The organism is Amycolatopsis sp. NPDC051372 (genome assembly GCF_040682095.1).
Lineage (GTDB): Bacteria > Actinomycetota > Actinomycetes > Mycobacteriales > Pseudonocardiaceae > Amycolatopsis.
Genome location: NZ_JBFBAF010000011.1, coordinates 245,209 through 256,701, shown reverse-complemented (window position 1 = coordinate 256,701; position 11,493 = coordinate 245,209). Strand labels below are relative to the sequence as shown.

The window sequence follows — 11,493 nt, the reverse complement described above, 5'->3', positions numbered from 1 at the left end:
GGTACTGCAACCGAAGGGTTGTGGGAGAGTAGGACGCCGCCGAACTTACTTAGAGTAGGCCCCGGTCGAGAATCTTCACGGTTCTCCCGGGGCCTATCTCTATGTGGCGTGCTGTGCGGCGCCCATGACGGAGCGCCATGCGCGCGCGGGGTGCTCTCAACGGCCCCGTAGGATGGTCAGTCGGCCCCCATAGCGGGTGGCCCGTGAGAACACAAGATTTTTCTATGGCAGGAGGCCAGGTGTCCGAGTTCGGTCGACGTGACTCAGAGGATGATGGGTCCGGCCGGTCGGCTCGCCGCGACCAGGGCTCCCGCGGCAACCGGTCGGACGCGCCCCGGGGAGACCGGCGTGGCGCGCGGCAGGACCGCGGCGGGCGTGACGGTGGCTACCAGGGACGCCCCCGGCGGGACGACCACGGTGCGCGCGGTGGTGGGTACCAGGGCCGCCCCTCGGGTGGCGACAACCCCCGTGACCAGCGCAGCGGCGGATACGCCGGTAACCGCGACGGCGGCCCGCGCGCAGGCTCTGACGACCGCGGATCGCGCGGCGGCTACGACAACCGCTCCGGCCGGCCGCAGGGCAAGTCCGCGTCCGGGCGTCGCTGGGAGGACCGCGGTTCGAGCGGCTCGACCGGCGGCTTCCGTGACGACAGCCGCTCCGGCGGCGGCTTCCGTGATTCCCGTGGCTCCGGCGGCCCCCGCGACAACCGCGGCGGGTTCCGTGACGATCGGGGTTCCGGTGGTTTCCGCCCCAACCGCGATTCGGGTGGCGACGACCGCGGTTTCCGCGGCGACCGCGACAATCGCGGCGGCGGTTTCCGCAACGACCGGGACGACCGCAATTCCGGCGGTTTCCGGAAGGACCGCGGCGACTCCGGGTTCCGTGACGACCGCGGTGGCTCTGGCTACCGCGGCGGCAATTCGGGTGGGTCGCGTGACGACCGCGGTGGCTACCGCGGCGGCAGCGGTTCGGGCTCGCGTGACGAGCGTGGTGGCTCGGGCTACCGGGGCAACAGCTCGGGTGGATCGCGCGACGACCGCGGTGGCTCCTCCTTCCGCAGTGGCGGCGGCTCGGGCGGTTTCCGTGGCGACCGCAGTGGCGGCAGCTCGGGCGGGTACCGCAACGACCGTGGCAGCGGTGGGTCCGGCTTCCGCAACGACCGCGGCGGCAGCAGCTCCGGCGGCTACCGGGGCGACCGCGATGACCGCGGTGGCTCGGGCGGCTACCGAGGTGACCGGGACAACCGGGGCACCTCGGGTGGTTACCGGGGTGACCGGGACAACCGGGGCACCTCGGGTGGTTACCGGGGTGACCGCGACGACCGCGGCCCGCGCACCGGTGGGTCCCGCGACGACCGCCGGCCGGGTGGCTTCCAGAAGGACCGTGACGACCGCGGCTTCCGCAGCGGTGGCTCGCGTGACGACCGTGGCGGCTCGGGCTACCGGGGCGGCAGCTCGGGTGGGTCCCGCGACGACCGGGGCGGTTTCCGCAACGACCGCGGCTCGGGCAGCGGTTTCCGCAAGGACGACCGCGGCGGCTACCGGGGCGGCTCGGACCGCCGTGACGATCGGGGCGCCCCGCGCGGCTCCGACCGCCGCGACAACGGCCCGCGCGACAACCGAGGCTCCTTCAACCGAGACGACCGCGGCGGCTCCCGCGACCGCCGCGACTCGGGCGACTCCCGCGGCTTCGACCGCGCAGACACCCGCGGCGCCGCCTCCGACGACGACTTCGACATCACCGACGACGGCTTCGTCGCCGGCGACACCGCCGGCCGCGATGACTTCGCGAAGCCCGGCGACAGCGGTCACGGCGAGCGCTCTGACGTGACCGCCGGCGGCGACGCCGCACGCGACCACGCGGATGGGGACGACGCCGCACCGCGCGCCGACCGCGCGGATGACGGCGACTCCGATCGCGAGGAGCCGGCTTCGCGCGACGTCGTCCGGTCGCAGGCCGACGACTCGGCCGATCGCGACAGCGAGCGATCCGCTCGGGACAACCGAGACGACGCGCCCGAGGGCGACGACAACGGCGATCACAGCGGTCGCGAGCACGCTTCGCCTGAAGACCGCGACGACAGCAACGGTGGCACGCAGTCCGCTCGCGAAGACCGCGACAGTGACAACTCGGGCGAGGACCGCCGAGACAATGGCGACGGCACCGCGGTGTCGGCTCGCGATGACCGCGCCCAGCGGTCCTCTCGCGACAACGGCTCGAGTGACGACCGCCGAACCGGTGGCGACCGTGGCAACGGTGGCGAGCGGTCCTCTCGCGACGACCGAGGAGACCGTGGTGGCAGCGACCGTCCCCGTCGTGACTTCCGCGAAGGCCGCGACAACCGCGACAGCCGCCGAGACGACCGGCCCCGTCGGGACGACCGCGACGTTCGCGGTGGCCGTGACTCGCGGCCGCGGCGGGACGAGCGCCCGATGCGCGGCGCGCGTGCCGGCGCGGAGGCGCTGGACGACGCGGCGCTGGCGAGAGAGCTGCTCGAAGCGCCGGAGCTGCCGGAGGGCATCGAGTACTCCGATCTGGACGAAGAGGTGCGGCGTGAGTTGCGGACGTTGCCGAAGGGGCTGGCCGAGACCGTCGGGAAGCACCTGGTCGCGGCGGGCGGGCTGATCGACGTCGACCCGGAGGCGGCGCTGGAGCACGCGAAGTACGCGAAGCTCAAGGCGTCGCGCGTGCCGATCGTGCGGGAGGCGCTGGGGCTGGCGGCCTACCACGCGGGCAACTGGCAGGAGGCGCTGTCGGAGCTGCGGGCCGTGCGGCGCATGACGCGCAGCGACGAGCACATCGCCATCATCGCCGACTCCGAGCGGGCCCTGGGTCGGCCGGAGCGGGCGCTGGACCTGGCGAAGGAGACCGACACGGCGAAGCTCTCGAAGGCGACGCAGGTCGAGCTCGCGATCGTCGCGGCCGGGGCGCGGCGCGACCTCGGCCAGATGGACGCGTCGGTCGTCTCGTTGCAGGGGCCGGACCTGGTGCCCAGCAAGCGGGACCCGTGGAGCGCGCGCCTGTTCTACGCCTACGCCGACAACCTCGTGGCCGCCGGGCGCAAGGACGAGGCCGTGCGCTGGTTCCTCAACGCCGCCGAGGCCGACAACGAAGACGAGACCGACGCCGCCGAGCGGGCGGCGGAGCTCTCGAATGAGTGACGCGCTCCTCGCGGGCTACGACGCGGTGCTGTTCGACCTGGACGGCACCGTGTACCACGGCTCGCAGGTGATCGAGGGCGCGCCGGAGGCGGTCGGGGCCGTGCGGGAGCACGGCGCGGCCGTCCGGTACGTCACGAACAACGCGTCCAAAGCGCCGGCCGACGTGGTGGCGCATCTCCGAGCGCTGGGCCTCGACGCGGCCGTCGACGAGGTGCACACGAGTGCCCAGGCCGCGGCCGCGGTGCTCGGCGAGCGCCTGTCCGCCGGTGCGCGTGTGCTGGTCGTGGGCACCGACTCGCTGGCCGCCGAAGTGGAAACGGCCGGGCTGGGCACCGTGCGGAAGGTCGACGACGATGTCGCGGCCGTCGTGCAGGGGCACTCGCCGGAGACCGCGTGGGCCGACCTCGCCGAGGCGGCGCTGGCGATCCGCGCGGGCGCGCTCTGGGTGGCGTGCAACGTCGACGCGACCCTGCCCACCGAGCGAGGCCTGTTGCCGGGCAACGGTTCCATGGTCGCCGCGCTGCGCACGGCCACCGACACCGAACCGGTCGTCGCGGGCAAACCGCAGCCGCTGCTGTTCGAGACGGCCGCACGGTCGGCCGGCTCGAGCCGGCCGCTGGTGGTGGGCGACCGGCTCGACACCGACATCGCCGGTGCGGTCGCCGCGGGCATGGACGTGCTCGCGGTGCTCTCCGGCGTCGCGACGCCGGCCGGTCTCCTGACCGCGATCCCCGCCGAACGGCCGACGCACCTGGCCGCCGACCTGACCGCTCTCACGCAGCGCGCCGAAGACCTCAAGATCGGTCCCCGGCCGGGCTGGGAGATCACGTCCGGCGACGTGCTGACCGTGCGCGGCAGCGGAGAAGCCCTCGACCTGCTGCGCGCGCTGTGCCACGCGGCGTGGGCGAGCGGCGTGACCGAGGTCCGGGCCGAAGGCGACGCGGCCGAGGCGGCGCTGACCGGGCTGCAGCTGGCCTGACTGGTAGTTTGAGCTCGTGCACCCGAACGTCCCGCGACCTGTTCCTGGCCCTCCGCCGGTACCCGGACCCGGCCCGCAGCAGATCGATCCCCGTGCGGGGATCGAGGAAGCCGTGGCGGGCATCGACGACTTGAGCTCGGTACCGCTCGCCGAGCACGTCGACCGGTTCGAAGCCGTGCACACCGAGCTCACCGTGGCCCTGTCCAGCATCGACAGGGTCTGACCGGCGTGCCCAAACGGGCCCGCCTCGACGCGGAGCTGGTTCGCCGCGGCCTGGCCCGCTCGCGGGAACAGGCGTCGGCCCTGATCACCGGCGGCAAGGTCTCCGTGCGGGGCATGGTCGCGACCAAACCCGCCACCGGCGTCGAGTCCGACGCGCCCATCGTGGTGAAGGACGAGGACGACCCCGGCTGGGCCTCCCGCGGCGCGCACAAACTCCTGGGTGCACTGGAGAAGTTCGGCCCCGAAGGCCTCACGGTCGAGGGCCGCCGCTGCCTCGACGCCGGCGCGTCCACCGGCGGGTTCACCGATGTCCTGCTTCGGGGCGGCGCCGCCACCGTGATCGCCGCCGACGTCGGCCGCGGCCTGCTCGACTGGCGCCTGCGGACCGACGAGCGCGTGGTCGTGCTCGACCGCACGAACGTACGCAACCTGACGCCGGAGACCCTCGGCGGCCAAGTCGACCTCGTCGTCGGCGACCTGTCCTTCATCTCGCTCAAGCTCGTGCTGCCCGCGCTCGCCGACTGCGCGCGCGAAGGCGCCGACCTCGTGCCCATGGTCAAACCGCAGTTCGAGGTCGGCAAGGACCGGCTCGGCAGCGGCGGCGTGGTCCGCGATCCCGAGCTGCGCGTGCAGTCCGTGGTCGACGTCATCGCCGAAGCCGCGAAGCTGGGGCTCGCGTTGCGCGGGGTCGTCGCGAGCCCGCTGCCCGGCCCCTCCGGCAACGTCGAGTACTTCGTGTGGCTGCGCCGAGATCTTCGGCATCAAGATCCGGGCGAACCCCCGGCCGCCGATGGCACTGTGGACGGTGTCGAGCGGCTCGTGCGGGCCGCCGTCCAGGAAGGACCCCAGTGACCAGCGAACGTGAAGTGCTTCTCGTGGCGCACCCGGACCGGGACCACACGCGGGAGGCCGCACGCGAGGTGTCCGCGCGGTTCACGAAGGCCGGGATCCGGCTGCGCGTGACCGACGAAGAGGTGCGTCAGCTCATCGACCCCGACGGCTGCATGGATATGCCCTGCACCGTCGTGGCGCCGCAGGACGACCCCGCGCGCGGAGCTGAGCTCGTGTTCGTGCTCGGCGGCGACGGCACGCTGCTGCGCGCGGCCGAGCTCGCGCGGCCGGCGGGCGTGCCGGTGCTCGGGGTGAACCTCGGCCGCGTCGGCTTCCTGGCCGAGGCCGACTCCGACGCGCTCGCCGACGCCGTGCAGCGAGTGGTCGACCGCGAGTACCAGGTCGAGGAACGGATGACGATCGACGTCACCGTCACCCACGGCGGCGTCGAGCTTTACCGCACGTGGGCCCTCAACGAGGCCAGCGTGGAGAAGTTCTCGCGCGAGCGCGTGCTCGACGCGCTGATCGAGGTCGACGGCCGCCCGGTCTCGTCCTTCGGCTGCGACGGCGTGCTGTGCGCGACGCCCACCGGCTCCACCGCGTATGCCTTCTCCGCCGGCGGCCCGATCATGTGGCCCGACGTCGAGGCGCTGCTCGTGGTGCCCAGCAACGCCCACGCCCTGTTCGCACGTCCGCTCGTGGTCTCGCCCGACTCCGTGATCACCGTCGGCATCGACCCCTCGGGCCATAGCGCCGTCCTGACCTGCGACGGGCTGCGCAGCTTCGACATGCCGCCGGGCTCGCTCGTGCGCGTCGTCTGCGGCCGCCGGCCGGTGCGGCTCGTGCGGCTGTGGGATGGCGTGTTCACCGACCGGCTGGTGCACAAGTTCGGCCTGCCGGTGCGCAGCTGGCGCGAACGGCGTACCGGCGGCCGCTCGGTCTGACCGGGTACGGGCGTGCGGTGATCGACGACGTGCGGCGCTCTCCTTTGCAACGCAGGGTGTGCGCGAGGTGACCCGTGACACGCCCGGGCCGAAGCGTCCGCACAGGTGTTCGACCAGGGAAAAGAACGTTTAGCACCGGTCGAGCGCACGGAAGGTCGGTGGGGGCGGCTACCGTAGGCGTCGTGCTGGCCGAGATGCGCATCCAGGGCCTCGGAGTCATCGAGGACGCCCTGCTGGAACTGCACCCGGGTTTCACCGTCGTGACCGGTGAGACGGGCGCCGGGAAGACCATGGTCGTGACCGGGCTGCACCTGCTCTCCGGTGGGCGGGCCGAAGCGTCCAAGGTCCGGAACGGAATGCTCAAGGCCTTCGTCGAGGGCCGCTTCACCCTCGACAAGGCCGACACCGCGAGCCGCATCGTCACCGACGCGGGCGCGGACATCGACGAGGACGGCAGCGTGATCGCGCTGCGCACGGTGGCCGTCGACGGGCGGTCGAGAGCCCACCTGGGCGGCCGGTCCGTGCCGGTCGGCGTGCTGGCCGACCTGTCCGAGCAGGTGATCGCCGTGCACGGGCAGAACGACCAGCTGCGGCTGCTGCGCCCGAGCGAGCAGCGCGCGGTGATCGACCGGTTCGCGGGATCCGAGGTCGGCGAACCGCTCGCCGCCTACCGCGAGGTACGCGAGGAGTGGCTGGCCGTGATCGGCGAGCTCACCGAGCGTTCCACCCGGTCGCGGGAGATGGCGCAGCAGGCCGACCTGCTCAAGCACGGTCTCACCGAGATCGACGCCGTCGCGCCCGAACCGGGCGAGGACGTCGAGCTCACCGAGCAGATCAAGCGGCTGATGGCCGTCGACGAGCTGCGCGCTTCGGCGACCGAAGCGCACGTCGCGGTCTCGGGTTCGCAGGACGGCGACCCCGACGCGCCCGGTGCGCTCGGCCTCGTCGGCGAAGCCTTGCGGCGCCTGGCCTCGGCCGAGGACGCGGCGCTGCGGGAGCTCGTGCCGCGGCTGGAAGAAGCGTCGATGCTGCTCACCGACGTCGGCGCGGAGCTCGGCGGGTACATCGAGGGCCTCGACGCCGACCCGGCGCTGCTGGAGAAGGTGCTGGCGCGCCAGGCTGACCTCAAACGGCTCACGCGCAAGTACGCGGCCGACGTCGACGGAGTGCTGGCCTGGGCCGACGACGCCCGCCGCCGGCTCGAGTCGATGGACACCTCCGAGGAGGCGCTCGCCGAGCTGGCCCGCCGCCGCGACGAGCTCGCCGTGAAGCTGGGCGACCTCGCCACCGCCGTGTCGGCGGCGCGCGGCAAGGCCGCGGCCGAGCTGGCGTCGGCGATCACCAAGGAGCTCTCCGGTCTCGCGATGGGGCAGGCGGAGCTGGAGATCACCGTCGAGCAGAAGCCCGCCGAGCACGGCGACCGCCAGGCGCTCGCGATCGACGGCCACGCCGTCCACGCCGGCTCGGACGGCATCGACGAGGTCGAGCTGCTCCTGCGCGCCCACAACGGCGCGCCGCCGCTGCCGGTGCACAAGGCCGCCTCCGGCGGTGAGCTCTCACGCGTGATGCTGGCCATCGAGGTGGTGCTCGCCCACGCCGACACGGTGCAGACGCTGGTGTTCGACGAGGTCGACGCCGGCGTCGGAGGGCGCGCGGCGGTCGAGATCGGCCGCCGGCTCTCCCGGCTCGCGCGGACGCACCAGGTGCTCGTGGTGACACACCTGCCGCAGGTCGCGGCCTTCGCCGACCAGCACCTGGTGGTGGACAAGGGCACCAGCGGCGGCGTCACGCGAAGCGGCGTGAAGACGCTGAAGCAGCCGGACCGAGTGAAGGAGCTGGCCCGCATGCTCGCCGGCATGGACGGCACGGAGACCGGCCGCGCCCACGCCGAGGAGCTGCTCGCCGTGGCCGAGAAGGACAAGGCCGCCGCCGAGCCGAAACGCAAGCGCGCCAAGAAGGGCTGACCACACTCCATGATCTGGGCCGCGGTGGCCGACGTCGAGGCGGAGCTCGCCCGGGCTCGGCGCGACGGCGATCTCGACCGGTTCCTCGGGCTGCTCGGCGACGAAGAGCTGTTCGTGCCGGTGCTCCGGGAAGACGCGGAAAAACTCGCGAGCGAACAGGGCTGGTCGTCGGCCAAGGCCTGCTGTCGCGAGCGTTCGCTGCGGTTGTTCACGCGCGGCGCCCTGCCCGACCTCGGTGCCCACGTGGTGTTCCTCAGCGGCGACCTCGACTGGGCCCTGCACGGGGTCGGCGCCGATGAGCAGGTGGTGTTCAATGCCGGCACCCTCGGCGAGTGGCGCGTGCCCGGTTCGGCCGTGGTGCCGTGGCTCGACGCGAACCCGCACCGCGTCACGGCGGTCGAGCAGCAGGTCGAACGGCTCAACACCGCTCGCTACGGGCACTTCGAGGGCCCGCTGGCCCACGCGCTCGCGTGCGGCGCGCACCAAGCGGTGCTCACCGCCGAGCCGTGGAACGTGCTCGATGCGCGCTACCACGACTACGTCGCCGAGGTCCGCGGCCTGCGCGACTGGTGGGGCGTGTCCGACGCGGCCGGCTGGCGCGCCGCGATGAACGACCTCGTCGGCCCCGGCTACACGCTCACGCCCGGCAACCTCGTCCTCGTGCTGCGCGCCCGCTACGGCGCGGGGCTCGATTCGTGGTCCTGGGCCGAGCTCGTGGCCGGCTGGTGCGCGGACAACGGCGCGCGGGACCAGGCGCCCGCGCTCACCGACGTCCTGCGGCGCGTCGTGCGGTACGAGCAGCGCTTCCGAGCCGACGGATTACTGCCACCCTCCGGCGTCGTCGGCACCACGATCGGGTGGGACGTCGCCCGTGCGGTGGCGATGGCGCGCTGGGGTTTGGCGGTGGGTCACTGCGATCCGCTCACGGCCGAGCTGATGGTGCTCGAGGCCGGCGCGGTGGCGCGTCGCTACCACGAGTCATGGGCCGAGCTGTCCGCGAGCTACGTCATGGGCCGGGCCCTCGCGCTGGACGAGGAGGAGTTCGGCGAGGAGTACACCTCGGCCGTGCGAGTCCATCACCTGCTGCTTCAAGATCCCGCCAGTCCTTGGCTGAACCTCGCGTTCGCCGCGGCGGAACCCACCATCCAATCCTGAACGGACGCTAACGGCGACACCGCTCACCACAATGAGTCACGTCCCCTTCGGCGCGTCGGCGCTCGTCCCACCCACAAATTTGTCACCATCAGCCACATGAAGCTCACCGGTCTGCTCGCGCGAAACCACGAAGCCCTCCCCGGCATCACCGGCGTCGCGCGGGTCGACCGCCGCACCCGGGAGCTGCTGCGTCGCGTCAGCGCCGGCGACGTGGCGGTGCTCGACCAGCTCGACCTCGACCGCGCGACGGCCGACGCGCTGGTGGAGGCCGAGGTCGCCGCCGTGGTGAACGCGTCGCCGTCGATCTCCGGCCGGTTCCCGAACCTGGGCCCGGAGATCCTGCTGGCCGCGGGCATCCCGCTCGTCGACTCGGTCGGCGGCGAGTTGCTGCGCACGGTCAAGGACGGCACGAAGCTCCGGGTGCACGAGGGCGTCGTCTACATCGGGGAGCGGCAGATCGCCTCAGGCGACGAGCAGACGCCCGAGAGCGTCGCCGACCAGATGATCGAGGCCAAGGCCGGGATGTCGACGCAGCTGGAGGCGTTCTCGGCCAACACCATCGAGTTCCTCCGCCGCGAGCGCACGCTGATCCTCGACGGGGTCGGCGTGCCCGAGCTGCGGCTGCCGATGCGCGACCGCCACGTGCTGGTGGTCGCGGGCGGCAACGGCCACGCAGAAGACCTCAAGCGGCTCAAGAAGTACATCGGGGAGCACCGGCCGGTGCTCGTCGGCGTCGACGCGGGGGCCGACACGCTGCGCGCGCAGGGCCACACGCCCGACGTGATCGTGGGCGACCCGACCGGCATCGGCACCGCGACCCTGCGCAGCGGCGCCGAGGTCGTGGTGCCCGCGCAGCCCGACGGCCACGCGCCCGGTGTCGAGCGCATCCAGGACCTGGGCATCGGCGCGGTCACGTTCCCCGCGTCGGGCAACTCCGAGGACCTCGCGCTGCTGCTGGCCGACGCCCACTGCGCGAGCCTCGTGGTCACCGTCGGGTTCCAGGCCACACTGCGGGAGTTCCTCGACCACGGCCGGTCGGGCTCGAACCCGTCGACGTTCCTCACCCGGCTCAAGCTGGGCACGAAGCTGGTCGACGGCAAGGCCGTCGCGACACTGCACCGCAGCCGGGTGTCCTTGGGCGCCGTCGCGCTGCTCGTCCTCGCCGCCGTCGTCGTGGTGGTCGCCGCGCTGCTGGTCTCCGACGTCGGCTCCGTCTACCTGGACTGGATCCAGCACACCTGGACCACGTTCACCACCTGGGTGAAGGGGCTCTTCACGTGATTTCCCTGCGGTACCACATCGTTTCCATCACGGCGTGCTTCCTCGCGCTGGCCGTCGGCGTGGTTCTGGGCTCCACCGCGCTCAACGGCTCGCTGCTCTCGGGCCTGTCGGACCAGAAGAAGGACCTCGGCACGCAGGTCTCCGACCTCGAGGCGCAGCGCAACGCGCTCAATGCGCGCCTGGCCGACTCCGACGCGTTCGCCGGGTCGATGGGCCCGAAGGTCGTGGCCGGCACGCTCGACAAGCGCACGGTGGTGCTCGTGACCACCGAAGACGCGCGCCCGGCCGACCGCGACGCGATCAAGCAGCTCGTGCAGCAGTCCGGCGCCTCGGTCACGGGGGAGCTGCAGCTCACGGACTCGTTCACGGATCCCGAGAAGGCCGACCAGCTGCGCGACGTCGTCACGCGCCTGCAGCCGGCCGGTTCGCAGTTCCCGACCGCGGGTGACTCCGGCACGCTCGCCGGCGCGCTGCTCGGTTCGGTGCTGCTGCTCGACAAGACCACGGCGAAGCCGCAGTCCACGGGCGACGAGCTGGCCGCTGCGCTTGGCGGCCTCACCGACGGCGGTTTCGTGAAGCCCAGCCAGGGCGTGCAGCCGGCGCAGCTGGCGATCGTGCTCACCGGGTCGCAGCAGACGGGCGAGGGCGCGGGCGACCGCGCGGCCACGATCGCGCGGTTCGCGACGCAGCTCGACCGCTCCGGCGCGGGCACGGTGCTCGCCGGTGATCCGGGTTCGGCCGACGGCTCCGGCCCGATCGGTGTGGTGCGCGCAGACACCTCCGCGACGTCCATCCTGTCCACTGTGGACAACGTCGACTCCGCCGCCGGCCGCGTGGCGACGCTGCTGGCCCTGCGCGAGCAGCTCGACGGCGGCTCCGGCCGCTACGGCACCGGCGGCAACGCCCAGGCCCCCGCGCCGGGCGTCGGGTCTTCGACCGGGAACTAGCACCACGCA

The 11,493-nt window shown here is 72.9% G+C and carries 9 protein-coding genes; all 9 read left to right on the top strand.

Annotated elements, in window-relative coordinates; all coding sequences use genetic code 11:
- The first annotated feature begins 239 nt into the window (after nucleotides 1–239).
- The 9 genes from AB0M56_RS19250 to AB0M56_RS19210 all read left to right on the top strand — a co-directional run bounded on the left by AB0M56_RS19250 (nucleotide 240) and on the right by AB0M56_RS19210 (nucleotide 11,484).
- Nucleotides 240–3,161: a hypothetical protein gene (locus AB0M56_RS19250; RefSeq protein ID WP_364177678.1), complete on the top strand. Its 2,922-nt coding sequence runs from the start codon at nucleotides 240–242 to the stop codon at nucleotides 3,159–3,161.
- A complete protein-coding gene (locus AB0M56_RS19245; protein ID WP_364177675.1) occupies nucleotides 3,154–4,140 on the top strand; it encodes an HAD-IIA family hydrolase in 987 nt (328 codons plus the stop codon). Before AB0M56_RS19250 ends, AB0M56_RS19245 begins: the two co-directional genes overlap by 8 nt.
- A gap of 16 nt (nucleotides 4,141–4,156) precedes the next feature.
- Nucleotides 4,157–4,363 (top strand): hypothetical protein, encoded by a 207-nt coding sequence (locus tag AB0M56_RS19240; RefSeq protein WP_364177673.1) that lies wholly within the window; start codon nucleotides 4,157–4,159, stop codon nucleotides 4,361–4,363.
- A gap of 5 nt (nucleotides 4,364–4,368) precedes the next feature.
- Complete coding sequence (locus AB0M56_RS19235) at nucleotides 4,369–5,214, top strand: TlyA family RNA methyltransferase (protein WP_364177670.1); 846 nt, start codon at nucleotides 4,369–4,371, stop codon at nucleotides 5,212–5,214.
- Nucleotides 5,211–6,137, top strand: a complete 927-nt coding sequence (locus AB0M56_RS19230; protein WP_364177668.1) for an NAD kinase — start codon at nucleotides 5,211–5,213, stop codon at nucleotides 6,135–6,137. Before AB0M56_RS19235 ends, AB0M56_RS19230 begins: the two co-directional genes overlap by 4 nt.
- A 182-nt stretch (nucleotides 6,138–6,319) precedes the next feature.
- Nucleotides 6,320–8,101 (top strand): DNA repair protein RecN, encoded by a 1,782-nt coding sequence (gene recN / locus AB0M56_RS19225; protein ID WP_364177665.1) that lies wholly within the window; start codon nucleotides 6,320–6,322, stop codon nucleotides 8,099–8,101.
- A 9-nt stretch (nucleotides 8,102–8,110) separates the two neighbouring features.
- Entirely contained in the window at nucleotides 8,111–9,256 is a 1,146-nt protein-coding gene (locus AB0M56_RS19220; protein ID WP_364177662.1) for a DUF1266 domain-containing protein, read from the top strand.
- Between the two features lie 96 nt (nucleotides 9,257–9,352).
- On the top strand, nucleotides 9,353–10,537 hold the full coding sequence (gene steA / locus AB0M56_RS19215; RefSeq protein ID WP_364177659.1) for a putative cytokinetic ring protein SteA: 1,185 nt from the start codon (nucleotides 9,353–9,355) through the stop codon (nucleotides 10,535–10,537).
- Nucleotides 10,534–11,484 carry a copper transporter gene (locus tag AB0M56_RS19210; RefSeq protein WP_364177657.1) on the top strand — a complete coding sequence of 317 codons (951 nt, stop codon included), beginning with the start codon at nucleotides 10,534–10,536 and terminating at the stop codon, nucleotides 11,482–11,484. Before steA ends, AB0M56_RS19210 begins: the two co-directional genes overlap by 4 nt.
- Nucleotides 11,485–11,493 lie beyond the last annotated feature (9 nt).